Source organism: Pseudomonas sivasensis (genome assembly GCF_052938085.1).
In genome coordinates this window covers 2,908,332-2,933,235 of the sequence record NZ_CP176442.1, presented here as the reverse complement: position 1 = coordinate 2,933,235, position 24,904 = coordinate 2,908,332, and the positions used below count along the sequence as shown (strand labels likewise).

Genomic DNA, 24,904 nt, shown 5'->3' with positions numbered 1-24,904 from the left:
GGTTCTGAGCATGAGCAAACCAATTCAAACCGTTGAAGAGCTGGACGCGGTACTGCACTGGCGCGGCAAGCATGCCCAAGCAATCAAAGAGCGTGACGCCCTGCAGCAAAAATTGGCAGTGGCAACAGTGATGCATCCATTCGCCGAAAAGGTTGTCCGCAAACTGGAACGCTTCCAGGAGTGCGCGGACGACGGCCAAGGCGCGGACATCGGCCGGCACTGGTTTGACTTGCTGACCCAGCTCGGCCTGCTGAATCGCGTGCAGCGCAGCCCTGCACTGTGGGAAATGACTCAGCAAGGCGAAGACGCCCTTGAACTGTCGCGGCAGAGCGCCAAATCCCGATAGGAGTACATCCGTACTCCACCCGCAAAACCTGTAACCCCTCCCCCTTCAAAGTCAGCCGCTATAGCGGCAAGGACGAAGTCATGCCTGAAGAAATCAAGTTGATCCAGCTAGCCCCGGTCGTGCGCGATGAGTACGGCATGTTCGCTCACCCCGATATGCCCGACTTCGACGAGGGCGACGGTGATAAGTGCAAGGCCTGGATCGCTGCACAGGGCTTGCAGGTGAAGATGGTGAGCCTCGAATACCACAGCGACGAAGCGGTCTCTGAGCGCTATTTCGAAGCAGGCGATCCGGACTGCAGCTATTGGGAGCCAGATCGGCCTGATGGCGAAGGCTGGTTCTGCCTGGCCATTCACGACACCGACGACGGTCCGGTCTGCTGGTGGGCACGCCGCGAGGTGACGCCATGATAGCCACCCTCTGGTTCGCCTACGTGTTCATCTACAAAGGGCCAAGGCCATGAGAGTTGTTCGCCGTTTCGTGCATGATCCTGCCGCCCAGTATGGCTTCCGTTCGGTACCGGCGACCTATGAGGATGCAGAAAAGATCACCGGCTTTCGCCTCGACCGCCGAGTCAACTACTCGATAAACCAGGAAGGTGAGGTCGAGCAGGAAAGCTGGTGCACTTTAGATTGCTCCGGGTGTGGCTGCGGTTGCGAGGGTGGTTGCAGCTGTGGCCCGTCCACGGGTTGCAGCGAATGCGGCTACACCGGAAAGCGTCGGCACTACTTTGGATTCCCGCCCTCCCCGCCAGAACGCAAGAACCCTTAACCCCAATCCCCCTACATGCCTGCCGGTGAGCGGCGTCAGGGCAACTGACTGTCGATCCATCGTTCAGCGGCCGCCATGGCGTCATCAAGCGCTGCCGGATAGTCAGGCCAGGGGCCTTTCAGCTCTGCTGCAACCTCGCCCAAGCCACTGATGGGAGCTGGTTCAATGACCTTTGCGGCAACAGGGCTCTGGTCGTTCGGGCGGCGCCAGTCGAACTTGAGGAACATTACGTGGCCGCGATAAGCGTGCGCTATTGGTGCATCGAAGTTGTGTGACACGTCCATGCCTCATCACGAACTTGGTTGAACCCTTTTGTACACAAAATCCTGCGCACTTTAAATATCGGCAAAAAGCCATTAATCCATTCCCCTACATGCCTGCCGGTGAGCGGCGGGCGAGGTATTCCTATGTCAGCAGTTCAGCGATTCCACGAAGCAGCCAACGATGCCCTGGTCAAACTCAGCGAGTACTGCCTGCCAGGCGCCAAGCTGGCGTTGATCATTGTCACCCCGGGCGAGCCGGAGCGAGACATCATCCTGGAAGACCAGGGTTTGGATAGAAACGAGGTGGTCAGCGCCCTGCGCCGGCGCGGCCTGAGCATCGACGGCGACAACGCCTACAAGCGCGACCTGTGCGACTCAATCGTCGGAGCCCTCGCCTTTGGCGCTCAAAACACCAACCCGCCACCGGTGGATCACTGGGGGCAGCGGTTCTGGGATATCGGCCGGGAGGAGCGCGCCAGCAGCGAGCAACTGCTGAAGGCACTGACAGCGCTAACCCAGGTGGCAGGCGAATGCGAGCAGATCGCCAGCAACTACAGCGGCACCATCGACGGAATCTTCGAACACGGCGGCGACGATCACGAAGACCCGAGCTGCGCGATCTTCCACCGCCTGTACTACGCCATGTTCGACGCGAGGGCCGCAATCAAGAAAGCCACCGCCTAACCCACCTTCTGCCGCCCAGCGCGGCAAGGACACCCCATGAACATCATCAAGACAGCGCGGCCCACAGCGGGCGGCGGGAGGTAGGTATGGATGGAATTCAGTTCCTGTCGCACGAAGATGTTTGCGAACTTACCGGCGCAAGAACAAAGGCTGGCCAGATAATGGTCCTCTCCCGAAATGGCATCCGCCACACTATCAAGCGCAATGGCTGGCCATGCGTGATATCTGCATCGTTGCTGGCTGGCCCAAAAGACCGAAAGCCCGAAAAGGCCGAATGGCAACCAAGGATGGGAACTCAGTAAATGGCACGACGCCCCACTAACCCCGGCAGCATCCCCCGGCTGAGAAAGCGACTGCGCCCCGGGGGAAGGGTTTATTACTACTACGACGCAGGCGACAAACCGAGAAAAGAGATCGCGCTGGGCTCTGACTACGGCGCAGCTATCGTTGAATACGCCCGACTTGAAAAGAGCCGAGCGGCTAGCGCACTCGTCGGCGCCGTACTGACATTTGAGTACGTCGCAAACAAGTACATGGAAGAGGTTGTGCCTACGAAGTCCTCAACCACTCAGAAGGACAATATTAGGGAGCTGAAGCAGCTCCTGATCTTTTTCAATGACCCGCCCGGTCCGCTTGAGGCGATCGAACCGAAGCACGTTGTCCAGTACCTGCGTTATCGGTCGAAGACGGCAAAGGTTCGCGCCAACCGAGAGAAGGCGCTGCTCAGCGCCATTTGGAATTTCGCCCGTCAGAGCGGTTATACATCGCTCGCCAACCCGTGCGCCGGTATCAAAGGGAACAAGGAAACTGGCCGGGACACTTACGTCGAAGACGAAATGTTTGCGGCGGTGTATCTGCACGCTGATCAGCCACTCAAGGACGCGTTAGACCTGTTCTATCTCACAGCTCAGCGCATAGGTGACACGCTGAAGATGGACGAACGTGACTTGCTGGATAACCAATTACTGATTAAGCAAGGGAAGACCAGCGCTAAACGCCGTATTGAGGTTGTAGGGGAGCTGAAGGTGGTTATTGATCGCATTCTGGAAAGGAAGAAGGGGCACAAGATTCGATCAACCAGACTCGTCGTAATGGACAACGGCCAGGCGATGACAGTGAGCATGCTCAGAGGGAGATTTGACGCGGCCAGGATGAAGGCCGGGATCGAAAAGTCTGCGTTTCAGATGCGAGACCTTCGCGCAAAAGCGGCTACAGACAAGGAGGAATCGACAGGCAGTATTCGCGATGCGAGAGATCAGTTGGGGCACACAACTGTCGGTATGACTGAGCAATATATCCGACGCCGTAAAGGCCTGAAAGTGCTGCCCACGAAGTGAATACTCGTTCCGCAATAAAATAAGAGCCCTTGAAAACAAAGGGCTTCAAGCGAGGCCACTGCAAACAATTGCGGACCAATAATCAACCTAACCTACTGTTTTATATACCTTTGTATGTGGACTTAAAATCCCCCGCTCGTAAGGGCGTCCCGGTTCGATTCCGGGTTCGGGCACCATAGATATCAAGGGCTTGCATGATTAACGTCATGCAGGCCCTTATCTTTTGCGCTCCGCAATTGTTGACACTGCTCCGCAACTCCCTTCCCTGGCGTTCCGCCGACGCAAATCAAATCGGCATACTTCACCGACTACTTCGCTGTTCTCATGACTGCATAGCAAAAAAGCCCAGCAATCGCGCTGGGCTCAGATAGGGAAACTCAGTAAAAAATATGTGCCGTGCTACTTAACCCTTAAAGCTTCTGTGGCGACTCCGTACCTGCGAGGGGATCCAGCCACCACCAGCATGGCGATAGACGAAGAAACCGAAGCAACCAAGTCTCTGCCCTAGCCAGGTCCGCCCATACACTCTGCGGTGCTGGAAAGCATTGCTCCCGCCTGCTGCACCAGCTTTCTCCACTCATCGCTGGTGATGAGTTCGGCAAGCTCCATGGCGTCAGCCCGCCGCAGCAATCCAAAATACTTAACCTCTGCGTCCGTTTGACTTACGGCCTGTGTAAACAGGTCGCGCCAGGCTGTCATGGCTAGTCTTCGCTGTGCCTCTCTCATCGAGGGCCCCTAATGGTGAGATGAGTCAGTATGTATTAGGTTGCCGGGCGCGTTCGGCGTGATCTCGTTATTGCCGACCAATGGCGGCCATAAGCCATTAATGGCGAAGTTTTGGCTCAGTCACGGGAAGATTCGACTGAAAGTAGTGGGTCCGTTCGCACTGATCGTTGGCGTTTGCTGGACGATCTTCGCGCTGAGCGTCTTGTATCTGCCCTTCGGAGCGCCATCTATTGAGTCGGGAATCCTGACGATTACAACTTCCTCAGGTGTTACATAGAGCCCGCTACGTGCGTGGCTTTCTGCTTTTGCGACATCCTTTTCACCTGGCATTTACAGGACAGGGTGCTAAATCACCCTACTCCTTTGAAGAATTCCCTTTAGGCCCGCCCACAAGCGGGCTTTTTTTTGCCCGTCAGAAAGGCGCCAGATCCTCTTCGGGCTCAAGCTCGGCCTCCAAACCGCGACTGCTGTACGCGCACAACAATCTGACTGCCCGCAACGAACCTTCCTACAAAGCGAATTGTCGAAATGTGGCTTTGGTCACCCGTCTGCGCGCCCACCTATCAGGGAGAACCCAGCAGCCATCACCGGCTAATAGTCGGCGTGGTACCGGTTTTCTCGTGCCAGCTAGATAAAAGCCAACTATTCACGCGACATCTCAAGAGGCAAAGGAATCGTGCCCGAACAAAAAATGCATGCCTGCAACACAATTGATGAGTCCTTGGGAAATGCAAAATTGCCCGTAGAGCGGCTAGAGTCTTTAACATTTCTGCGCTTTGTTGCAGCCATCGTAGTGGTTCTTTTCCATTACGGAAAAGAAACGCAAATTTACGCAAGCTTGCCAACGATACTGAATTGCGGGCCGATCATGGTCACTTTCTTTTTCGTACTGTCAGGCTTTGTGCTCGCCCTATCGAATACAAAAAAGAACATTCCGACCTCACAATTCTATGTAAACAGAGCCGCCAGGATATTGCCCATTTATCTAATAGCGCTACTGGCTTACATGGCAATAACAAGCAGCTCACTAAACGGCAAATTTTTTATATCCGCCGCCCTTATTCAAGCGTGGTTCCCAAAATACGCAACGACTTTAAATTACCCTGGCTGGTCTGTTTCAGTTGAGATGTTTTTCTATTTGATTTGCCCATTGCTGATTTTTGTCAGCAATACAAAAAAAGACGTACGCCTCAAGGTGTGGCTGGCGTCCTCGCTACTCCTTTGGGTTTTCAGCCAAGTCGTGCTCAGCTACTACAGCCGTACAGACCCCTATGGCAATACCAGTCCGCGCCTGCACTCGCTGATCAATTATTTTCCACCTTCACACCTGTGCAGCTTTGTCCTTGGGTTCACTGCCGGGCTCATGTTCAAAGCAGGCGTATTGCGCAACGTCGTCGGGGAGAAGACTGCGCTCGTTCTCAGCATCGTGTTGTTCGCCATTATCGGCAAGATAATTGATTACGGCCCAAGAATAGATGATGCCATCGGCGCGCACTTAGCGTACGGAAGTAGTTTCACAGCTATCCTGTTTGCCCCAGCGATTTACTTTTGTGCCATAGCAAACAACTTACTAAAAAAAGCCCCCTTCATACCCGTGCTTGTCATACTCGGAGAATCCAGCTATTCGCTTTACATATTGCAAGCGCCGGCTCACCTTGCTTTCCAAATGCTGCCGACTCAGTTTCTTTTTGAATCCAGTACGATTAACTTTTCAGTCTTTGTCATCTTTTTAATTTCGCTATCCATCGCTTCATACTTCCTGATTGAAAAAACCCTTTCAAAAACGATCAAAGTTTTTTATGCAAAACGCATGAAGCGTTCACCCGTTAAAACTGAAGCCGTAGCCTGAGAATATCGCCTCGCCGTTCTCCCGTGCTCACGCGACGACAGATTGAACACTGACCGTATTTGCATCATGCAAGCGTGGGCGTGGCTCTTGAGGCGCCGTTAACACGGCATAAAGCAACCGCGCACCTGTTCCAAACGCACGCACACGGTGCGTCGTTTCTACCCAGGTGACATTTTTCGGAGCGTGACCAGCGTCGTCATACACACTGGTTTCCTTTAAAATCATAAACATAGCGTTTATGGCCTGAAGCTTGCTTTTAAGCTATCGCCGCGCCATGCGGCACTCGTTTCCCCCATCCTCTCAGGGTGGGCGACCCAGCCTCAACGATGCGGCTGGTGTCTCCAAGTGAAGCGAATCACATATCCAGCCGACAGCGCCGTCGGTATGTGAAATCAGGCCCTCCTTCCCCGCCTGCATTTCTTCCCAGACCTTCTTTCCTTCATTGCAAACCGTCATGCCCGGCGCTTTTCCTGGCGTGCTTCGGGCTGCAGTGGATAGGGAGTCCGGGTTTCAGGAGTCTTCCGAATGGCTATGAATCGTCGTGCTTTCCTGCGTGCATCTGCGATTTCCGCGGCTGCTGTGTCCACGTTGAGCCTCAAGAGTTTCTCGGCGTTTGCTGCCGACGACGCGATCAATATCGCCTCGCTGTACGACAACTCCGGCGGCCTCGACATCTACGGCAAACCCATCGTCGATGCGCTGACCTTCGCTGTCGAAGAACTCAACAGCGCCGGCGGCTTGCTCGGCCGCCCGCTCAACCTGATCAAGTACGACACCCAGTCGAACATGCAGCTTTACGCGCAATACGCCCAACAGGCCGCGCTCAAGGATCGTGCGGCGGTGGTGCACGCCGGTATCACGTCGGCGTCGCGGGAAGTGGTGCGTCCGGTGCTGGACCGCTACAAGACCCTGTATTTCTACAACAACCAATACGAAGGCGGCGTGTGTGACCGCAACTTCTTCGGCACCGGTGTCACACCCGGCCAGACCGTGGAGAAGCTGGTGTCCCATGTCACCAAGAAGTGGGGCAAGAAGGTCTACATCGTCGCGGCGGACTACAACTACGGGCAGATCGTCACCGCCTGGGTCAAGAAGTACGTCGAGCAAGCGGGCGGCCAGAGCGTCGGCATCGAGTTCTTCCCACTGGACGTGACCAATTTCGGCGCGACGATCTCGAAGATTCAGGAAGCCAAGCCGGACTTTGTCTGGTCGGCGCTGGTGGGCGGCGCGCACATGTCGTTCTATCGCCAGTGGAAAGCCGCAGGCATGACCGGCAAGCTGCCGATTGCCTCCACCACCTTCGCCGGCGGTAACGAGCACATCGTGCTGTCGCCGGAAGAATGCAACGGCATCCTGATCTGCCAGAACTATGTGCAGGAACTGGCCACGTCGCAGAACCAGGCGTTCGTCGAGCGCTTCCATAAGCGCTTCGGCGCGGACTATCCGTACATCACCGAACTGGCCATGGGCGCTTACCAGGGCATGATGCTGTGGGCCGAAGGCGTGCGCCAGGCGGGTACGGTGGAGCGCATGGCCGTGACCCAGGCCCTGGAAAAAGGCATCAGCCTGGACCTGCCCAGCGGCAAGGTCAGCATCGACCCGGCGACCCACCACTGTGTGCTCGACGTGCACATCGCCGAAGTCCGCGACCGCCGCCTGGAGGTGGTCGAAAGCTTTGCCCAGCAAGCGCCGTCCGACACCGCCGCCGTGTGCGACCTTGTGAAGAACCCGCGCGACGCCAAACAATACAGCATCGCGCTGTAAGGAGGCCGACATGGATTGGGCTGCCATTTTTTCCCTGCAAATCGTGGGCGCCATCGCCACGCTGGTGCTGCTGAGCATTGGCCTGGCGGTGGTGTTCGGAATGATGAAAATCATCAACCTCGCCCACGGTGAATTCATGATGCTCGGCGGTTACGTCGCCGTGCTCGCCACCCACAACCTGCACGTACCGATCTGGATTTCGATCCTGGTGCTGGCGCCCTTGAGCGTGGGCCTGTTCGGCATGCTGGTGGAACGCCTGCTGGTGCGACACCTGTATGGCCGCATGATCGACACCATGCTCGCCACTTGGGGCCTGAGCCTGGCACTGACCGGCGCTGCCACCATGCTGTTCGGCAACACGACGGTGGGCATCAGCTCGCCCTTGCCGGGCATCACCGTGGGCGCTTATCAAACCAGCGGCTACGGCCTGTTTGTGATCGCCGTGGCGGTCGCCGTGCTGCTGGGCATGTGGGCGCTGCTGCGGTTTACCCACTTCGGCCTGTGCGCCCGCGCCACCATGCAAAACGCCAAGATGGCCGCTGCACTCGGGGCCAATCCCGGACGGATCTACAGCCTGACCTTTGGCCTGGGCGCGGCGCTCGCGGGCTTGGGCGGTGCCGTGCTGGCGCCGCTTACCGGGGTGATTCCAACCCTCGGCGCCAGCTACATCGCCAAGGCTTTCATCACCGTGATCGGCGGCGGCAGTGCAGTGATCACCGGCACCCTCACCGCCGCCGGTGGCTTCGGCGTGATCAGCCAGGTGGTGACGTTCTTCAGCACTCCGGTGTTTGGTGAAGTGGCGTTGCTGCTGGCGGCCATTGTGCTGATTCGCGTACTGCCCCAGGGCATTACCGGTCGATTCTTTCGGAGGGCGTTCTGATGCCTGTTGATACCCGCACCCTATTACCGGTGCTCGGCTGCGTCGTGGCTGCGCTGCTGGTGGCGGTCCTGCCACAGTGGCTGGATCTGTTTACCCTGCTGTCCTTGACCATCTACTTGGTGATGGCGCTGCTGGCCCTGAGCCTGGCGTTTATCTGGGGCTTCGGCGGCATCCTGTGTTTTGGCCAGGCGGCGTTTTTTGGCCTGGGCGCCTATGCCTATGCCATCGGTGTGCTGAACATCGGCGACAGCACCTGGCCGGTGCTGCTGGCCATCGCAGTGCCCGCCCTGGTCGCCGCCGCCATGGGTTACTTCATGTTCTACGGCGGCATCAGCGACGTGTACCTGGGGGTGATTACGCTGGCGGTCACGCTGATTCTGTTCAACGTTATGAACTCCACCTCGGGCTCCGAATACCACATCGGCAGCGCACTGCTCGGCGGTTTCAACGGCATTCCAGCGATTCCCACCCTCAACATGCCGTTCAACCCTGAACGTGTGCTCGAACCGGAAACCCTGTTCCAGGTAATCGGCGCCGCGCTGATCCTCTGTTACCTGGGGCTGCGCGGCCTGCTCGCCAGCCGCTTCGGCAAAGTGGTGGTGGCCATTCGTGAGAACGAACAGCGCGCCGGTTTGCTGGGCTATGACACGCGCCTGCACAAGTTGATCGTGTTCAGCCTGGGTGGCGGCATCGCCGGGCTCGCGGGTTGCCTGTTCGCCAACTGGGGCGCGTTTGTCAGCCCAGGTGTGTTCGGATTGGCGCAATCGGCGCAGATCATCATCTGGGTCATCGTCGGTGGCCGTGGCACCTTGTTCGGGCCGATCGTGGCGTGCATCGGCATACAGGCGCTGATGGCGCGCCTCGGTGAACAGCAGCATGTGGACAGCGGCTTTGTGCTCGGCCTGATTCTGCTGGTGTTCGTCATGTTGCTGCCCCGTGGCTTGCTGCCGACCTTGACCGGTTGGGCAGCGCGTGTTTTCCAACGTCGCCCGCAACCGACACCTGCACAGGAGCGCGCACTATGAGCCTGTTGCAAACCCAAGGCCTGGGCGTCAGCTTCGGCGGCGTTCACGCGGTCAAAGCCGTGGATTTCACCCTCGACAGCGGCGAGCTGCGTTGCCTGATCGGCCCCAATGGCGCCGGCAAAAGCACCTTCTTCAAGATGCTCAGCGGCCAACTCAAACCCACGCGCGGCGTATGCCACTTCAAGGGCCAGCGCATTTCAGGGCTGGCGCCGCACCATGTCGCCCGGCTCGGCATCGGCATCAAAACCCAGGCCCCCAGCGTCTTCGACGGCCTGGATGTGTTGGAAAACCTGCGCTTGGCCGCCAGTCGCCGACAAGCGCCAAACGAAGCCCGCGCCACTGCCGAGCAGACCCTGGAACGCATCGGCCTGGTCGACTTGCGCGCACGCCTGGTGGGCGACCTGGCCCACGGCCAACGCCAATGGGTGGAGTTGGGCATGATCCTCGCCTCGCGCCCGGAGTTGGTATTACTGGACGAACCCGCCGCCGGCATGACCTACCAGGAAGTGCGCAAGACCGCCGCGCTGATCAAAGAAATCAACGCCCACAGCACCGTGGTGGTGGTCGAGCACGACATGGAGTTCATCCGCCTGATCGCAGGCATCGTCACCGTGTTCAACCAAGGCGCAATCCTCGCCCAAGGCAGCTTTGCCGAAGTGACCCAGGACCCGGCCGTGCGCGAAGCGTACTTGGGCAAGCAGGAGATCAAACATGTTTGAAGTCATCGGTCTATCCGCCGGTTATGGGCGTATTCCCGTGTTGCGTGACATCCGCTTGAGCTGTGCCGCCAACACCTGCGTCGGTGTACTGGGTCGCAATGGCATGGGCAAGACCACCCTGTTGCGCGCCTTAATGGGCGAAATCCCCGCCATGGCCGGCAGCCTGCATTTTGCCGACGAAGACTTAAGCAAAGCCGCCGCCCACCAACGCGCCCGCGCCGGCATCGGCTATGTGCCCCAGGGCCGGCAGATATTCCCTTACCTGAGCGTGCGGGAAAACCTGCGCATGGGCTGCGTGAAGGACTTCGCCGCAGCCGACGCCACCATCGAGCGCATCCTCGCGTACTTCCCGCGCCTGCACCGCTTGCTCGACCAGCCCGGTGGGGCGCTGTCCGGCGGAGAGCAACAACTGCTGGCCCTCGCACGCTGCCTGTGCGGCAACCCGAAAATCATCCTGCTGGACGAGCCCACCGAGGGCATCCAGCCATCGATCTGCGACGAAATCATTGAAACCCTGCAGCGCCTGCGTGTGGAACAGAACCTGGCGGTGATCCTGGTGGAACAGGACATCGAATTTCTCAGTGCCCTGTCCGACCGCATTCTGATCATCGAGAACGGCCAACTGGTGGACGAGGTCGACCCGGCTCACACCAGCGCCGAAGCCATCGCTGAGCGCTTCATGGGCTTTCATGCATAAGGAACCTGCCATGTCTATTCAACGCCCTACCCTGGCCGACCTCACCGAAGTCGGCCACAGCCTTGGCCTGCAAATGGCCGAGCCGCTGCTGCACGAATACGCGAACATTCTCGAAGCCGTGTGGCAGGACTACGACCGCCTGGATGGCATCGCCAACCCGCCATTGCCCCCCCGTTACCCTCGCGCCCCCGGCCAGGTGCCGCAGCACAACCCTTACAACGCCTGGTACGTACGCACCGAGATTCAGGGGGCGCCAACGGGCAAGTTGGCCGGCAAGCGCGTGGCACTCAAGGACAATATCTGCCTGGCCGGCGTGCCGATGATGAACGGTGCATCGACCCTCCAGGGCTACGTGCCGGACATTGACGCCACCGTCGCGACACGTGTGTTGGACGCTGCCGGACAGATTCTGGGCAAGGCCCATTGCGAGTTCTTCTGTGTGTCGGGCAGCAGCCATACCAACGCCACCGGCGCAGTGCACAACCCGCGTAATCCGGGGCATTCCACCGGCGGTTCGTCGTCGGGCTGCGCGGCGCTGATCGCGGCCGGCGAAGTGGACCTGGGCATCGGCACTGACCAGGGCGGTTCGGTCCGCATTCCAGCGGCCTACTCCGGTATCTACGGCATGAAGCCGACCCATGGGTTGATCCCCTACACCGGGATCATGCCCATCGAGATGACCTTGGACCACGCCGGCATCATGAGTGCCAACCTCGCCGACAACGCCCTGCTTCTGGAAGTGCTGGCCGGCGCCGATGGCCTCGACCCCAGGCAGGACCGCGTGGTGCCGACCGAAGCTTATACCCAGGCCCTCGGCAAAGGCTGCAAGGGCCTGCGGATTGGTGTGGTGCGCGAGGGCTTCGGGCATGCCAACTCCGAGGCCGATGTGGACGCGGCGGTGCGCCGTGCCGCTGCGTTGTTCGTAGACCTCGGGGCACGGGTGGAGGACATCTCGATACCGCTGCACGCCCTGGGCCACGCCATCTGGACACCCATCGCGGTGGAAGGCACCACCCAATTGCTGCGCGGCTACAATTACGGCTCGAACTGGAAAGGCCTGTACGTAGAGAGCCTTATGAACGCACAGCAAGACTGGCAGACCCAGGCTGGGCAATTCCCGCACGACCTGAAAACCTGCCTGCTGGCCGGTGAATACGCGTACAAGCGTTTTGGCGGCCAGTACTACGCCAAGGCTCAGAATGCTGCACGGCAATTACGTGCGGCCTACGACCAGCAATTGCAGGACTTCGATGTGCTGCTGATGCCCACCGTACCGCTCAAGGCGCCAATATTGCCGGCAGCAGACGCCTCACCCAGCGAGTGGGTGCAACGGGCCCTGGAAATGAACGCGAACACCGCGCCCTTCGACGTTACCGGCCACCCTGCCCTGTCACTCCCGTGTGGGCTTGCCAGTGGCCTGCCAGTGGGCATGATGCTGGTGGCGCGGGACTACGACGAAGCCACGCTGTACCAGGTCGCGCACGCCTTTGAACAACATATCGACTGGGAAAGCCTGATTTCATGAGCGCCTCTGACTACAAAGTCGGCCTGCTGTTTTCCGAGAGCAGCCTTACCGCTGCCTCGGAAACCACCCAGGCCAATGCCACCCACCTGGCGATCGCCGAGGTCAACGACGCCGGCGGCATCCACGGACGGCCACTGGTGCCAGTGGACGGCCATCCCGGCGCGGAACCGTCGGACTACCGCGACAGCGCCCTGCGCCTGTGTGACGAACACCAGGTGCAGGTGTTGTTCGGCACCCACATGTCGAGCACCCGCAAAGTGGTATTGCCGGTGGTCGAGAGCCGCCGCCGACTGCTGTTCTACCCGACCCTCTACGAAGGGTTTGAATACTCGCCCTGGTGTTACTACACCGGTTCCGCACCGAACCAGAACTCAGTCCAACTGGCGCAGTACGTACTGGCGCATTTCGGCAACCGCGTGCTGTTTGTTGGTGGCTCCTACGTGTACCCGTTCGAGTCCAACCGCATCATGCGCGAACTGTTCGAACAGGCCGGTGGCGAAGTGGTGGACGAGATCTACTTGCCGTTCCACGCCACCGCCGAGGACTTCGAACGGGTGATGCAACGGGCGCGGGCCACGGCACCGGATGCGATCTACTCGACCATCGTCGGCAGCGATATTCCGGCCCTGCACCGCGCGTACCGACAGGCCGGTTTCGACCCGGCGCGCATGCCCATCGTCAGCCTCGCGACCAACGAGGTCGACGTGTTGCACATGAGCGATGAAGAGGCCGAAGGGCATGTGTCGGCGGCGCCGTGGTTCTCCAGCCTGGCGACGCCTGCCAGCCAGGCGTTCGTCGCACGTTACCGAGCGCGCTTCGGTGACACGGCGCCGCTGACGGCGGGCGGTGAGGCGGCCTACTTCCAGGTGCATCTGTTCGCCGAGGCAGCGCGGCGTGCTGAGGGTTCGTCCATCGAAGCGCTGCGCAAGGCCTTGGCCGGTGCGCAGTTCGACGCGCCCCAGGGCCGCGTGCAGATCGACCCGGACACCCAGCACACTTGGCTGTGGCCTCGCATTGCGCGTCTCGACCACCAACGCCGTTTCGAGCTGGTGGTGCAGAGCGAGCAGCCGGTGAAACCCAGCCCTTACATGGTCGATTACCAGCTGGATGTGCAGCCATGAACAGTGGGAGTGCGAGATGACCCAGGCACCTTCGCTGTTGCGCGAACTCAAGGGCCTGCGCGTGCTGGTGATTCACCCGGTAGATGCCGAGGCCCGCGTGGTGCTGGACCAGTTGCAGCGCATCGGTTGCATCGTTGAGCAATGCTGGCCGGTGCCTGCGCATTTGCCGGAGCACACCGATGTGGTCCTGCTCGCCGTGGAACTCAGCCAGCGCCTGAATACCCAGGCGCTGGTGGAAGGCTTGAGCGAACAGGCGCCGCCGATCATTGCCGTGGTGGGCTATGAAAACCCGTCGATGTTGCAACTGGTGCTGGAAACCCAGCCGGCAGCCGTGATCGAGCGCCCACTGCGACCCTTCGGCTTGTTAACCCAATTACTGATGGCCCGCGCTGCCTGGCGTGCGCGCATCGACATGCTGGCGCAACTGCGCAAATTACAGACCCGTCAACCGGCGGTGTCGAAGATCTCCATGGCCAAGGCCCTGCTCATGGCCCGCCATCGCATCGGCGAAAACGACGCTCACCGGCGCCTGCAACGCGATGCCATGGCCAGCCGCACCAGCATGGAAGCGGTGGCCCAGACGATCATCGATGCCGGCCTGCCCCCTCAATCAGAATAAGCAGAGGTTATTCATGCAAGCATTCAATTTCAGCACCACCGCGCACCTGATCTGCGCCAGCGGCGCCGCCGCCCAATTGGCCGAACAGTGCGCCGCCCGTGGTGCACGCAACGTATTACTGGTCACCGACGCAGGCATCCTGCGCCACAACCTGCTGGATCCGGTCTTGCCCGGTTTCACCGCTGCGGGGATCAACCTGCAGGTGTACAGCGACGTCCTCGCCGACCCGGCCGAAGAGCTGGTGCTGGCGGCCACTGAACAAGCACGTGCAATCGGTGCCGACCTGATCGTCGGCTTCGGCGGCGGCAGCTCCATGGACACCGCCAAGCTGGTCGCCTACCTGGCACACCCCGAGCAACGCCAGGGCTTGAGCGACATCTACGGCGTCAATCAGGCCAACGGCGCGCGTCTGCCGTTGATCCAAGTGCCGACCACGGCCGGGACCGGTTCTGAAGTCACGCCGATTTCCATCGTCACTACCGCCACTGGTAAATCCGGCGTGGTGTCCCAGCAACTGCTGCCGGACCTGGCGATCCTTGACGCACAACTGACCGTCGGCCTGCCCGGCCCGGTCACCGCTGCCACCGGCATCGACGCGATGGTGCACGCCATCGAGGCCTACACCAGCAAATTGCGTAAAAACCCGATCTCGGACCTGCTGGCCCGCGAAGCCCTGCGCCTGCTCAGCGCCAACCTTGAGCAAGCCGTGCGCGCGCCGCAGGACCTTGAAGCGCGCCAGGCCATGCTGCTGGGCGCTTGCCTGGCCGGCCAGGCTTTCGCCAACGCGCCGGTCGCGGCGGTGCATGCATTGGCTTACCCGCTGGGCATCACATTCCACCTGCCCCACGGGCTGTCCAACGCACTGGTTCTCAACCCGGTGCTGACCTTCAATCTGTCCCACGCCCATGCGCTCTACGCCGAACTGGCGCCGTGCGTACTGGGTGAGCGTCTGCTGCCAGGAGATGGCGCCGCACAACTGATTGAAGAACTGCGCAGGATTCATGAAGCGGTCGGGCTGCCTTTGCGCTTGAGAGACGCCGGAGTCACCCTGGAAAGCCTGCCGGAGCTGGCCCGCAGTGCGATGCAACAACAGCGACTGCTGGTGAACAATCCACGGCCCGTGCTTGAGGAGGACGCGTTGGCGATTTATACCGCAGCCTATTGAAAATCTGGCGCGGCAAAGCGAATTCGGCCCCTATTGCGCACCGGCCAGTAGGGGCATTGCGGCGCGCGACAACGCTTTGACACTTCGGTTCCCTGGCGCCGGAAAATAGTGTTTGCGTATGAAATCAACTTGTGGATATTGTAAGCAATATGCCATCACCCCAGTGATGCAGATGCGCAAGCATGACGCTTGTGATTTTTCCAAGGAGGAAAATGATGGATCCCTTTGTCGGCGAAATTCGGCTGTTCCCATGGGGCTGGGCACCTTCCGGCTGGTTGGCCTGCGAAGGTCAAATTCTTCCCTTCAATAACTACGTAGCGTTGGCCTCGTTACTGGGCAATCTCTACGGCGGCGATGGCAGGACAACCTTTGGCCTGCCCGACCTGCGCGGTCGTACAGCGTTGGGTCAGAACGCGGTAGCTTCCGTCTCCCCGGCCCTTGGCGTTCATGCTTTAGGCAGCGTGGGAGGCAGTGAAACGGTCACCCTCGGCGCCACTGCGCTTGTCACCCATACACACGGTACCCATGTCTCCGATGCCATCGGCGCCAACACCGGGCCTGCGGGCGGCATTCCGGCCGTCAGTGCCAATGCTGCTCAGCTACAGTCCCGGCCGGTCTACGTGACAGCCGCAGGGTCGACGCCCGTCTCCCTGAACAGCGCCACCGTGGTGGCTGCCCCCGGTACGCCAGTGGCCAATATGCAGCCGTCGATTGTTGGCTGTTTCTGCATCGCCATCTCCGGGATTTATCCGCCGCGCCCGTAGCGACCCATTGACAGACTCTCGTGTAAGGAAACTGAAATGTCTGAAGCCTATATCGGAGAAATCCGCATGTTTGCCGGCGACTATGCGCCTCAAGACTGGGCGCTGTGCAATGGCTCGCTGCTATCCGTCAACGCCAATCAAGCACTGTTTACCCTATTGGGCACGCGGTATGGCGGTGACGGAGTGACCACCTTCGGCCTGCCGGACTATCGGGGCCGTTTGCCCATCGGGCAAGGCACCGGCACCGGGTTGAGCCCTCGGCTATTGGCGCAAACCACCGGCGTGGAAACGGTCGCCCTGGTGTCGGCGAACACTCCGGCGCACAGCCATGCCTTTGTGGTCAGCAGCACGATGGCGACCTCAACGACGCCCGTACCCTCGCCTCCTGCGTCGGCTAGCCAGACCTTCGGCCAATTCAGCCCGCTTGGCGCCATCAAAGGCCTCTATAGCACTGCAACCGGCACCTCGGCGACGGTCAACCTGAACCCGAATTTTCTCGACACGGCGCTAGGCCCGGCAGTGGGTACGCCCCACACCAACCTCATGGGGTCCCTGGCCGTCAACTACATCATCTGCCTGGCAGGGATCTACCCATCACGCCCGTAAGTCTTTTATTTCAGGATGACCGCTCATGGACGCTTTTACCGGTGAAATCAGGCTGTTTCCCTTTACTTTCGCTCCGCAAGACTGGGCCTATTGCGATGGGTCGACGTTAACGGTTCAACAGGCGCCCGCGCTGTACTCCATCATCGGCAATCTCTATGGCGGCACGCCTGGGCAAAATTTCAAGCTGCCCAACCTTAACGGGCGCGCAGCCATGGGCGCGGGCAATGGCCCGGGGCTCACCCCTCGACCGACCGGCACTGCCGTGGGCGAGGACCAGGTCACCCTGCTACCCGCCAACATGGCCGGCCATACCCATGCGGTACAGGTGAAAGTCGGTGGCGATACCGCAGCGGCGGTGGACACACCCACTTCCACAAGCTATCTGTCCCAACCCCGTAACGTCCTCCTGTACAACGCCACCCAACCCGTTGCCGGAGGCCCGACCCTGGCGCCCACCACTGTGAGCCAGGCCGGACAGCTTGCTCCCGGCAGCAGCGTGCCGCGCAGCACACTGCAACCGTTTCTGACGTTGGCCTATTGCATCTGCATCAATGGCGAGTACCCCATCAGGCCATGACGATCAGCGCGCAGTTGCGTCCACAAACGGCCCATGACCTGGACTTTCTGCGGGAGCTCTTCGTTGCCCGCCGCTGGGCCGAGGTCAGTGCCGTACCGGGCTGGAGTGACGTCCAGCGCCGCGCGTTTCTGCATTCCCAGGCCGAGTTGCAACGCCAGCACTATGAAAAGCATTACCCATCGGCACAGTTCCTGATCATTGAGCAGGCAGCAGCGCCCATCGGACGCCTGTGCGTGTTGCACAGCGATGAAGACGTGCGAATTGTCGACATTGCGCTGTTGCCGGCCTGGCATGGCCAGGGCATAGGCACGGGCCTGTTGCAGGCCGTTCTGTCTGAGGCCGATGCGCGTCGGCAGCCATGCCGCCTGAGCGTCGAGCAAGGCAGCCCGGCACGTCGCCTGTACCAACGCCTCGGTTTCCAGCCCGGCGAAGAAACCGGCCTTTACCTTCAAATGCACAGGCCCCCGCGCCTGGATTCAGATTAGAAAAGGCAGCAAAGACTGTTTAAACCACGCTATCAGCCACTCATCGACATTTTCGTTGGACACCGCCCCTAGCGGCGCATACGGCAGGATGCCTAAACATGATCACAAGACTTTCGACCCGTGCCGCCAGACTGACCCGCAGGCTGGCCTCAGCCGCATTGCTGCTAATAGCGCTGCCCCTGGCCAGCCAGGTTTTGGCCGCACCGGTCATCACCAGCCCTGCGTCGGGCAGCACGTTGCCTTCGGTCGCGGTGAATCAGTCGATGAGCATTACCCTGTCGGGGGCCATCGACAACTTCCCCATCGATCAGTGGTTTGAGTGTGACATCACTGACCCAGCGTACGACGGCTCCCCGTGCCTGCCAGCGGGATTGACCCTGGACCCGTCATTCGGAAGCACCACGACACTACTGCACGGCGCACCGACCGCAGCCGGGACCTACACCTTCAAGGTTTCACTCAACGACAACCAATCCCAGACCGGAGTCGCCACCTATACCCTGGTCGTCACCAGCGGCTCGGCCCCGACCTTGACGTCAGTGAGCCCTAATACCGGCAGCACGGCGGGTGGCACCTCGGTTACCTTGACAGGCACCAACTTCGTCAACGTCACCGGCGTCACCATTGGCGGCTCGACGGCCAGTAGCGTCGTTAATAGCGGCACCAGCATTACCTCCGTCACCCCCGCGCATGCCGCAGGCCCGGTAAACGTGGTCGTCACGACCTCAAACGGAACCGCGACCCTCACCAACGGCTTCACCTATACCGTACCGGCGCCTACCGTCGGCCCGGTGAGTGCGACGGTTGCCAGTGGTAGCAGCGCCAACCCGATCACCCTCAACCTCAGCGGGGGGGCGGCCACCAGTGTGGCGGTTGCCAGCGGCGCCGCACATGGCACCGCCACCGCCAGCGGCACCAGTATCACGTACACCCCGACTGCGGGGTTCTTCGGTTCGGACAGCTTTACCTATACCGCGACCAATGCCAGCGGGACCTCAAGCCCGGCCACCGTCACCCTCACCGTCAGTGCGCCAACGCTTGTCATCAGCCCGACGTCACTGCCAAATGGCACGGTCAATACGGCCTATAGCCAGTCGCTCAACACAACGGGCGGCACAGCCCCATATACCTACGCGATCACCAGTGGCACCCTCCCAACCGGCCTCAGCCTGGCTGTTTCTTCTGGCAGTTTGACCGGTACGCCCAGCAGCGCAGGCACCTATAACTTTACAGTGACCGCTTCCGACTCCAGCAGCGGAAACGGCCCCGCGACGGCCTCACGTTCCTACTCCGTCACCATCAACCAGGCCCTGCCCGTCGCGGGAGCCGTCAGCGCAACCGTCGCGGCCAATAGCAGCGCCAACCCGATCACTCTCAACCTCAGCGGCGGTGCCGCTACCAGCGTGGCCGTCGCCAGTGCTGCCGCCCATGGCACCGCCACTGCCAGTGGCACCACCATCACCTACACGCCGACTGCGGGTTACTCCGGCGCGGACAGTTTCACCTACACCGCCACCAATGCCGCCGGCACTTCGAGCCCCGCCACCGTAACGATTACGGTCACAGCGCCAACGCTGGTGATCACGCCGGCGACACTGGGCACTTTTACCGTCGGCAGCGTCTTCAACGCGACCCTGAGCGCAAGCGGCGGCGACGCGCCGTACACCTTCAACGTCAACAGCCTGCCCAGCGGTCTGAGCTTGAACACATCAACCGGCCAGATCAGCGGAACCCCCACTGTGGCTGGAGCGTATAGCTTCACGGCGACCGTCACCGACAGCAACGGCGCAACCGGGTCGATCACTTACTCCGGCACCGTCAGCGCGGCACTGCCTGTGGCTTCAGCCGTCAGCGCCACCGTCGCGGCCAATAGCAGCGCCAACCCGATCACCCTCAGCCTCAGCGGCGGTGCCGCTACCAGCGTGGCCGTCGCGAGTGCTGCCGCCCATGGCACCGCCACTGCCAGTGGCACCACCATCACCTACACCCCAACTGCGGGTTACTCCGGCACGGACAGTTTCACCTACACCGCAACCAATGCCGCCGGCACTTCGAGCCCCGCCACCGTAACGATTACGGTCACAGCGCCAACGCTGGTGATCACGCCGGCGACACTGGGCACTTTTACCGTCGGCAGCGCCTTCAACGCGACCTTGAGCGCAAGCGGCGGCGACGCCCCGTACACCTTCAACGTCAACAGCCTGCCCAGCGGTCTGAGCTTGAACACATCAACCGGTCAGATCAGCGGAACCCCCATCGCCGCTGGAGCCTATAGCTTCACGGCGACCGTCACCGACAGCAACGGCGCAACCGGGTCGATCACTTACTCCGGCACCGTCAGCGCGGCACTGCCTGTGGCTTCAGCCGTCAGCGCCACCGTCGCGGCCAATAGCAGCGCCAACCCGATCACTCTTAACCTCAGCGGCGGTGCCGCTACCAGCGTGGCCGTCGCCAGTGCTGCCGCCCATGGCACCGCCACTGCCAGTGGCACCAGCATCACCTATACGCCGACTGCGGGTTACTCCGGCGCGGACAGTTTCACTTACACCGCCAGCAATGCCAGCGGCACATCGAGCCCCGCTACCGTGACCATCACCGTGACAGCGCCTACGCTGATAATCACGCCAGCGACACTGGGCGCTTTCACTGTCGGCAGTGCGTACAGCACGACCTTGAGTGCCAGCGGTGGTAGTGCGCCGTACGCCTTCAGCGCGAGCAACCTGCCCAGCGGCCTGACCTTGAACCCATCGACCGGGATCATCAGCGGCACCCCGTCGGCGCCAGGCGCTTACAGCTCGACGGTCACTGTCACCGACAGCAACGGCGCAACCGGGTCAATCACCTTCTCCGGCACCGTCAGCGTGGCACTGCCTGTGGCGTCAGCCGTCAGCGCCACCGTCGCGGCCAACAGCAGCGCCAACCCGATCACTCTCAACCTCAGCGGCGGTGCCGCTACCAGCGTGGCCGTCGCCAGTGCTGCCTCCCATGGCACCGCCACTGCCAGTGGCACCAGCATCACCTACACGCCGACTGCGGGTTACTCCGGCGCGGACAGTTTCACCTACACCGCCAGCAATGCCAGCGGCACATCGAGCCCCGCTACCGTGACCATCACCGTGACAGCGCCTACGCTGGTAATCACGCCAGCGACGCTGGGCGCTTTCACTGTCGGCAGTGCGTACAGCACGACCTTGAGTGCCAGCGGTGGTAGTGCGCCGTACGCCTTCAGCGCGAGCAACCTGCCCAGCGGCCTGACCTTGAACCCATCGACCGGGATCATCAGCGGCACCCCGTCGGCGCCAGGCGCTTACAGCTCGACGGTCACTGTCACCGACAGCAATGGCGCAGCCGGGTCAATCACCTTCTCCGGCACCGTCAGCGTGGCACTGCCTGTGGCGTCAGCCGTCAGCGCCACCGTCGCGGCCAACAGCAGCGCCAATTCGATCACCCTGAACCTCAGTGGCGGCAGCGCCACCAACGTGGCCATCGCGAGCGCCGCCGCACATGGCAGCGCCGTTGCCAGTGGTCTCAGCATCACGTACACGCCGAGCGCGGGTTACTCCGGCGCGGACAGTTTCACCTACACCGCCAGTAACGCCAGCGGCACGTCCAGCCCCGCCACTGTGACCCTGACCATCAGCGCGCCCACCCTGCTGGTGAGCCCGGCGTCCCTGGGGGCCGGCACAACGGGCAGCCCCTACAGCGCCGCGGTCAGCGCATCGGGCGGGACCGCGCCTTACACCTACAGCGTTACCAGCGGCAGCCTGCCGACCGGCATGAGCCTGAACGCCGCCACCGGGGCGATCAGCGGTACGCCCACTACCAACCAGACCGCCAACTTCACACTCACCGTCACCGACGCCAACGGCGCCAGCGGAACACAGGCTTACTCGATCAACATTGCCGCCGTACCGATCACCGTGCCGGCCTCCAGCCAAATCCTGAGCGTCGGGGAAAGCGCCGAAGTGGACCTGACCCAAGGCGCCACCGGTGGCCCGTTCACCCAGGCCAACCTGGGCACAGTCACCCCGGCTTCCGCTGGCCGGGCATTTATGGTCAGCCGGTTCTCCATGCGTTTCGTGCCATCGGCGGCGTTTGCCGGTACGGCCGTCGTGCGCTTCAGCCTGCAAAACGGCAGCGGTTCCCTGGCCAACAGCTCGGTGAGCTTTATCATCGCGCCCCGTCCTGACCCGACCAAGGATGCCGAAGTCATCGGCCTGCTCAACGCACAGACCCGCGCGGCAGAACGCTTTGCCAGCACCCAGATGGACAACTTCAACCGCCGCCTGGAGCAGTTGCACCAGGTGTCCTGCAACCGCAATTCGTTTAATGCCAGCGTGCGCAAAGACGGTGAAAACGTGCCCATGCAGGCCATCGCCAGTGCCGTACAGAAACAGATGGGCGGCTCGGCCAACAGCACCGACGAAGAGAAAAGACAGACCGCTGCCCAAGTCGAAGATGGTTGTAAAGAAGACGCCATTGCCTACTGGAGCGACGGTTTTATCAATAACGGCTCGACCCATGCCCGCGGCGCGAAAGACAACAGCTTCACCACCTTCGGCCTGAGCGCCGGTGTCGACTATCGACTGTCGCCCAACGCGATTGCCGGCATTGGCTTCGGCTATGGCAACGACCGCAGCGACATCGGCAACAACAAGACCCGCAGCGACGCCGACGCACTCGGCATTGCCACCTACCTGAGCCTCAACCTGGCGCCCAAGGTATTCGTCGATGGCTTGCTCGGCTACAACCGCATCAGCTTCGATTCACGGCGCTACATCACCGGCAGCGATGCGCAATACGCCAAGGGCTCCCGTGATGCCGACCAGCTATTCGCCTCGCTGACCACCAGCTACGAATACCGCCAGGGCCCGCTGTCGCTCACGCCTTACGGGCGCCTGAACGCCAGCACCACGCGCATGGACGCCTTCCGCGAAAGCGGTGGCGGGATCTATGGATTGTCTTACGACGAGCAACGCCAACAGAACTTCACCTCGTTCATCGGCCTGCGCACAGGCTACGACGTAGCGACCCGACTCGGTGTCATGACCCCCAAGATCGGCTTGGCCTGGGGCCACAATTTCAGTGGCAGCAGTGACTACAAAATGCGCTACACCGACCAAGGCTCCGACGGCGTGCTCTATCGCCTCAAACCCGACCCACTGGACAGCAACTTCGCCAATCTGGACCTCGGGCTGGACTTCAACCTGGGCCGATCCTGGCAAATGGGCGTCTCCTACAAGACCGCTCTGGGTAGCGACGAACGAAACGACACCTTCCGCATCGGCGTGGATGGCAAGTTCTGACGCGCTTACTGGTGATAGCAGTGGGTCAGTCAATGCAACAGTGACTGACCCACTGTAAGGGCGGAGCCCTAGGCCGCCGTTACCGCAGCAACGGATATGTACCCAACCCGCCTACACCCTCCCCCCAATCAACACAACCATTCCCCCCCACTGCCTGACCCTGATCGGCAAACTCTGTTCCAGCGCCTCCAACGTCTGCTGCGCATCATCCAACGGAAACCGCCCTGTCACCCGCAACCCCGCCACTGCCGAGTCCAGCCGTACGATGCCATTGCGGTAGGGCCGAATCGCATCCACCACGCTCGCCAATGTCTGATTACGCACCACCAACCAACCCTCCAACCAAGCGGTCTCACTGGTCGCCATCGGCACCTGAGTGAGAATCCGCTGATGATCAAACACCGTGCTCTGATGCATCGCCACGCGCTGCTGCGTACCGCCTTCGAGATGCAACACCACATCGCTATCGAGGGTGACCAGACGCAAGGCCGCACCCTGCTCGCTCAGCATCAAGCGACCGCTGGCGCCAGTGATACGTCCGGCACGGCTACTGACCTGCAACGGGCGCGAGGCATTCACTAATATCTCGCCTGCACGCAGCACCAGGCTGGGCTGCCCGTTGGCGAGCGTCGCGATCACCTGGCTGCGGGCATTGAGTTTGAGCGTCGAACCGTCGGGCAACTGCCAGGTACGTCGCTCGCCCGTGCCGGTGGCGTATGACTGCCCGCCCGGTTCAAAGCGCGTGACCCAACCCACACCCGCCGCCAGCCCCAGCGCACACAAGCTGGTGCGCAGGAACGCGCGGCGACTGTTGGGCTGTTCCAGGCTGCGCAACAGTTGCGAGCTGGAGCGTCCGCGCCACGGCGAAGCCTTGAGTTGATCCAGCCCTGCGATCAGTTGCGCGTAGACCTGACGATGATGGGCCGAAGTGCCACGCCACACCTCCAGCGCCGCTTGCTGTTCGACACTGAAATCTCCGGACTGGATCTGCACCAGCCAACCAATGGCCTCCTCGGCCACCGGGTCGTTCAACGCTCGTTTGCTCACTCGTTCAACCCTAGGTAACAGGCGCGCAGGGCCTGGGTCATCAATTGGTGGATGCGCCCCAGCGACAGGCCGAGCCGTTCACTGATCTGCGCGTAGGTCATGCCGTCCAACTGGCTGTGCACGAAGACCGCCTTGGCTTGCCCTGAAAGACCATCCAGCAGCCGGTCAATGGCCAGCAGGCTTTCGATCAGGATCAACTGTTCCTGGGGCGACGGGTGCACGTGTTCAGGCACTTCGGCGAGGATTTGCAGGTAGGCTTTTTCCAGATCGCGACGGCGCCAGCCCTCATACATCAGGCGCTGGGCGATGGTGGTGAGCAGCGCGCGCGGTTCGCGAATGGCCGTGGGATCGGGCAGCATCCACACCTTGAGGAAGGTCTCGGCGGCGATGTCCTCGGCGCTGTGGCTGCAACCGGTGCGGTACGACAAGCGTGCGCACAACCAGCTGTAGTGCTGTTGGAAAATCTGGCCGATGAGGCGGCTCTTGAGCAAGGCATTCGGGTCCATAGGTCCATAGTCTTCATGGACTGCACACGCCAGCGGACAAGTGGTGGTGGGCCTGTCGGTTTGAGGTAGACCTGCATCCAGGCAGGTGAGTCCAGTTTGCCCCAGCGGGCATCACCGGATAA

At 61.1% G+C, this 24,904-nt stretch carries 24 protein-coding genes; 21 read left to right on the top strand and 3 right to left on the bottom strand.

Annotation, left to right across the window (positions count from 1 at the left end; translation table 11 throughout):
• The first annotated feature begins 10 nt into the window (after positions 1 to 10).
• From ACKZ62_RS13460 to ACKZ62_RS13450, 3 genes are all read left to right on the top strand, one after another.
• Entirely contained in the window at positions 11 to 346 is a 336-nt protein-coding gene (locus ACKZ62_RS13460; RefSeq protein WP_447096830.1) for a hypothetical protein, read from the top strand.
• 80 nt (positions 347 to 426) lie between these two features.
• Complete coding sequence (locus ACKZ62_RS13455) at positions 427 to 756, top strand: hypothetical protein (protein ID WP_447096829.1); 330 nt, start codon at positions 427 to 429, stop codon at positions 754 to 756.
• A gap of 49 nt (positions 757 to 805) precedes the next feature.
• The gene (locus ACKZ62_RS13450; protein WP_447096828.1) at positions 806 to 1,117 is read left to right on the top strand and encodes a hypothetical protein; all 312 of its coding nucleotides are present in this window, start codon (positions 806 to 808) and stop codon (positions 1,115 to 1,117) included.
• A gap of 35 nt (positions 1,118 to 1,152) precedes the next feature.
• On the opposite strand, the gene ACKZ62_RS13445 is transcribed toward ACKZ62_RS13450, so the two are convergent.
• Positions 1,153 to 1,401 (bottom strand): hypothetical protein, encoded by a 249-nt coding sequence (locus ACKZ62_RS13445; RefSeq protein WP_278918260.1) that lies wholly within the window; start codon positions 1,399 to 1,401, stop codon positions 1,153 to 1,155.
• A 123-nt stretch (positions 1,402 to 1,524) separates the two neighbouring features.
• On the opposite strand from ACKZ62_RS13445, the gene ACKZ62_RS13440 reads away from it, so the two are divergent.
• The 18 genes from ACKZ62_RS13440 (at position 1,525) to ACKZ62_RS13355 (ending at position 23,229) form a co-directional block, all read left to right on the top strand.
• Complete coding sequence (locus tag ACKZ62_RS13440) at positions 1,525 to 2,064, top strand: hypothetical protein (protein WP_447096827.1); 540 nt, start codon at positions 1,525 to 1,527, stop codon at positions 2,062 to 2,064.
• A gap of 86 nt (positions 2,065 to 2,150) precedes the next feature.
• The gene (locus tag ACKZ62_RS13435) at positions 2,151 to 2,366 is read left to right on the top strand and encodes a DUF4224 domain-containing protein (protein ID WP_447096826.1); all 216 of its coding nucleotides are present in this window, start codon (positions 2,151 to 2,153) and stop codon (positions 2,364 to 2,366) included.
• Positions 2,367 to 3,401 carry a tyrosine-type recombinase/integrase gene (locus tag ACKZ62_RS13430; RefSeq protein ID WP_447096825.1) on the top strand — a complete coding sequence of 345 codons (1,035 nt, stop codon included), beginning with the start codon at positions 2,367 to 2,369 and terminating at the stop codon, positions 3,399 to 3,401.
• 1,402 nt (positions 3,402 to 4,803) lie between these two features.
• Entirely contained in the window at positions 4,804 to 5,976 is a 1,173-nt protein-coding gene (locus ACKZ62_RS13425) for an acyltransferase family protein (RefSeq protein WP_447096824.1), read from the top strand.
• Positions 5,977 to 6,501: 525 nt separating this feature from the next.
• Positions 6,502 to 7,740 (top strand): urea ABC transporter substrate-binding protein, encoded by a 1,239-nt coding sequence (locus ACKZ62_RS13420; protein WP_032885731.1) that lies wholly within the window; start codon positions 6,502 to 6,504, stop codon positions 7,738 to 7,740.
• A gap of 10 nt (positions 7,741 to 7,750) precedes the next feature.
• A complete protein-coding gene (locus ACKZ62_RS13415; protein WP_032885732.1) occupies positions 7,751 to 8,620 on the top strand; it encodes an ABC transporter permease subunit in 870 nt (289 codons plus the stop codon).
• Complete coding sequence (locus tag ACKZ62_RS13410; RefSeq protein ID WP_122680950.1) at positions 8,620 to 9,645, top strand: ABC transporter permease subunit; 1,026 nt, start codon at positions 8,620 to 8,622, stop codon at positions 9,643 to 9,645. The genes ACKZ62_RS13415 and ACKZ62_RS13410 overlap by 1 nt, the downstream gene beginning before the upstream one ends.
• On the top strand, positions 9,642 to 10,364 hold the full coding sequence (locus ACKZ62_RS13405; RefSeq protein WP_447096823.1) for an ATP-binding cassette domain-containing protein: 723 nt from the start codon (positions 9,642 to 9,644) through the stop codon (positions 10,362 to 10,364). Before ACKZ62_RS13410 ends, ACKZ62_RS13405 begins: the two co-directional genes overlap by 4 nt.
• Positions 10,357 to 11,061: an ABC transporter ATP-binding protein gene (locus ACKZ62_RS13400; protein ID WP_447096822.1), complete on the top strand. Its 705-nt coding sequence runs from the start codon at positions 10,357 to 10,359 to the stop codon at positions 11,059 to 11,061. The genes ACKZ62_RS13405 and ACKZ62_RS13400 overlap by 8 nt, the downstream gene beginning before the upstream one ends.
• Positions 11,062 to 11,071: 10 nt before the next feature.
• Positions 11,072 to 12,586, top strand: a complete 1,515-nt coding sequence (locus ACKZ62_RS13395) for an amidase (RefSeq protein ID WP_447096821.1) — start codon at positions 11,072 to 11,074, stop codon at positions 12,584 to 12,586.
• On the top strand, positions 12,583 to 13,707 hold the full coding sequence (locus ACKZ62_RS13390) for a transporter substrate-binding domain-containing protein (protein WP_099602536.1): 1,125 nt from the start codon (positions 12,583 to 12,585) through the stop codon (positions 13,705 to 13,707). Before ACKZ62_RS13395 ends, ACKZ62_RS13390 begins: the two co-directional genes overlap by 4 nt.
• A 16-nt stretch (positions 13,708 to 13,723) precedes the next feature.
• Positions 13,724 to 14,326 carry an ANTAR domain-containing response regulator gene (locus ACKZ62_RS13385; protein WP_095184698.1) on the top strand — a complete coding sequence of 201 codons (603 nt, stop codon included), beginning with the start codon at positions 13,724 to 13,726 and terminating at the stop codon, positions 14,324 to 14,326.
• A 13-nt stretch (positions 14,327 to 14,339) separates the two neighbouring features.
• The gene (locus tag ACKZ62_RS13380; RefSeq protein ID WP_032885740.1) at positions 14,340 to 15,491 is read left to right on the top strand and encodes an iron-containing alcohol dehydrogenase; all 1,152 of its coding nucleotides are present in this window, start codon (positions 14,340 to 14,342) and stop codon (positions 15,489 to 15,491) included.
• Between the two features lie 215 nt (positions 15,492 to 15,706).
• A complete protein-coding gene (locus ACKZ62_RS13375) occupies positions 15,707 to 16,255 on the top strand; it encodes a phage tail protein (RefSeq protein ID WP_122765195.1) in 549 nt (182 codons plus the stop codon).
• A 36-nt stretch (positions 16,256 to 16,291) separates the two neighbouring features.
• Positions 16,292 to 16,861 carry a phage tail protein gene (locus ACKZ62_RS13370; protein WP_442116230.1) on the top strand — a complete coding sequence of 190 codons (570 nt, stop codon included), beginning with the start codon at positions 16,292 to 16,294 and terminating at the stop codon, positions 16,859 to 16,861.
• Between the two features lie 25 nt (positions 16,862 to 16,886).
• Positions 16,887 to 17,438, top strand: coding sequence for a phage tail protein (locus ACKZ62_RS13365; RefSeq protein ID WP_181639559.1), 552 nt, complete (start codon positions 16,887 to 16,889; stop codon positions 17,436 to 17,438).
• A complete protein-coding gene (locus tag ACKZ62_RS13360) occupies positions 17,435 to 17,923 on the top strand; it encodes a GNAT family N-acetyltransferase (protein ID WP_447096820.1) in 489 nt (162 codons plus the stop codon). The genes ACKZ62_RS13365 and ACKZ62_RS13360 overlap by 4 nt, the downstream gene beginning before the upstream one ends.
• 98 nt (positions 17,924 to 18,021) lie before the next feature.
• Positions 18,022 to 23,229: a putative Ig domain-containing protein gene (locus ACKZ62_RS13355; protein WP_447096819.1), complete on the top strand. Its 5,208-nt coding sequence runs from the start codon at positions 18,022 to 18,024 to the stop codon at positions 23,227 to 23,229.
• 111 nt (positions 23,230 to 23,340) lie between these two features.
• On the opposite strand, the gene ACKZ62_RS13350 is transcribed toward ACKZ62_RS13355, so the two are convergent.
• Positions 23,341 to 24,276 (bottom strand): FecR family protein, encoded by a 936-nt coding sequence (locus ACKZ62_RS13350; protein WP_447096818.1) that lies wholly within the window; start codon positions 24,274 to 24,276, stop codon positions 23,341 to 23,343.
• A complete protein-coding gene (locus ACKZ62_RS13345) occupies positions 24,273 to 24,782 on the bottom strand; it encodes a sigma-70 family RNA polymerase sigma factor (RefSeq protein ID WP_032885202.1) in 510 nt (169 codons plus the stop codon). The genes ACKZ62_RS13350 and ACKZ62_RS13345 overlap by 4 nt, the downstream gene beginning before the upstream one ends.
• Positions 24,783 to 24,904: the final 122 nt, after the last annotated feature.

Coding starts and splice junctions, on each gene's coding strand:
- ACKZ62_RS13405 (WP_447096823.1), top strand. CDS start 9,642: ATGAGCCTGTTGCAAACCCAAGGCCTGGGCGTCAGCTTCGGCGGCGTT.
- ACKZ62_RS13400 (WP_447096822.1), top strand. CDS start 10,357: ATGTTTGAAGTCATCGGTCTATCCGCCGGTTATGGGCGTATTCCCGTG.
- ACKZ62_RS13385 (WP_095184698.1), top strand. CDS start 13,724: ATGACCCAGGCACCTTCGCTGTTGCGCGAACTCAAGGGCCTGCGCGTG.
- ACKZ62_RS13390 (WP_099602536.1), top strand. CDS start 12,583: ATGAGCGCCTCTGACTACAAAGTCGGCCTGCTGTTTTCCGAGAGCAGC.
- ACKZ62_RS13435 (WP_447096826.1), top strand. CDS start 2,151: ATGGATGGAATTCAGTTCCTGTCGCACGAAGATGTTTGCGAACTTACC.
- ACKZ62_RS13360 (WP_447096820.1), top strand. CDS start 17,435: ATGACGATCAGCGCGCAGTTGCGTCCACAAACGGCCCATGACCTGGAC.
- ACKZ62_RS13345 (WP_032885202.1), bottom strand. CDS start 24,782: ATGGACCCGAATGCCTTGCTCAAGAGCCGCCTCATCGGCCAGATTTTC.
- ACKZ62_RS13455 (WP_447096829.1), top strand. CDS start 427: ATGCCTGAAGAAATCAAGTTGATCCAGCTAGCCCCGGTCGTGCGCGAT.
- ACKZ62_RS13430 (WP_447096825.1), top strand. CDS start 2,367: ATGGCACGACGCCCCACTAACCCCGGCAGCATCCCCCGGCTGAGAAAG.
- ACKZ62_RS13445 (WP_278918260.1), bottom strand. CDS start 1,401: ATGGACGTGTCACACAACTTCGATGCACCAATAGCGCACGCTTATCGC.
- ACKZ62_RS13440 (WP_447096827.1), top strand. CDS start 1,525: ATGTCAGCAGTTCAGCGATTCCACGAAGCAGCCAACGATGCCCTGGTC.
- ACKZ62_RS13420 (WP_032885731.1), top strand. CDS start 6,502: ATGGCTATGAATCGTCGTGCTTTCCTGCGTGCATCTGCGATTTCCGCG.
- ACKZ62_RS13375 (WP_122765195.1), top strand. CDS start 15,707: ATGGATCCCTTTGTCGGCGAAATTCGGCTGTTCCCATGGGGCTGGGCA.
- ACKZ62_RS13370 (WP_442116230.1), top strand. CDS start 16,292: ATGTCTGAAGCCTATATCGGAGAAATCCGCATGTTTGCCGGCGACTAT.
- ACKZ62_RS13380 (WP_032885740.1), top strand. CDS start 14,340: ATGCAAGCATTCAATTTCAGCACCACCGCGCACCTGATCTGCGCCAGC.
- ACKZ62_RS13450 (WP_447096828.1), top strand. CDS start 806: ATGAGAGTTGTTCGCCGTTTCGTGCATGATCCTGCCGCCCAGTATGGC.
- ACKZ62_RS13355 (WP_447096819.1), top strand. CDS start 18,022: ATGATCACAAGACTTTCGACCCGTGCCGCCAGACTGACCCGCAGGCTG.
- ACKZ62_RS13365 (WP_181639559.1), top strand. CDS start 16,887: ATGGACGCTTTTACCGGTGAAATCAGGCTGTTTCCCTTTACTTTCGCT.
- ACKZ62_RS13460 (WP_447096830.1), top strand. CDS start 11: ATGAGCAAACCAATTCAAACCGTTGAAGAGCTGGACGCGGTACTGCAC.
- ACKZ62_RS13415 (WP_032885732.1), top strand. CDS start 7,751: ATGGATTGGGCTGCCATTTTTTCCCTGCAAATCGTGGGCGCCATCGCC.
- ACKZ62_RS13395 (WP_447096821.1), top strand. CDS start 11,072: ATGTCTATTCAACGCCCTACCCTGGCCGACCTCACCGAAGTCGGCCAC.
- ACKZ62_RS13410 (WP_122680950.1), top strand. CDS start 8,620: ATGCCTGTTGATACCCGCACCCTATTACCGGTGCTCGGCTGCGTCGTG.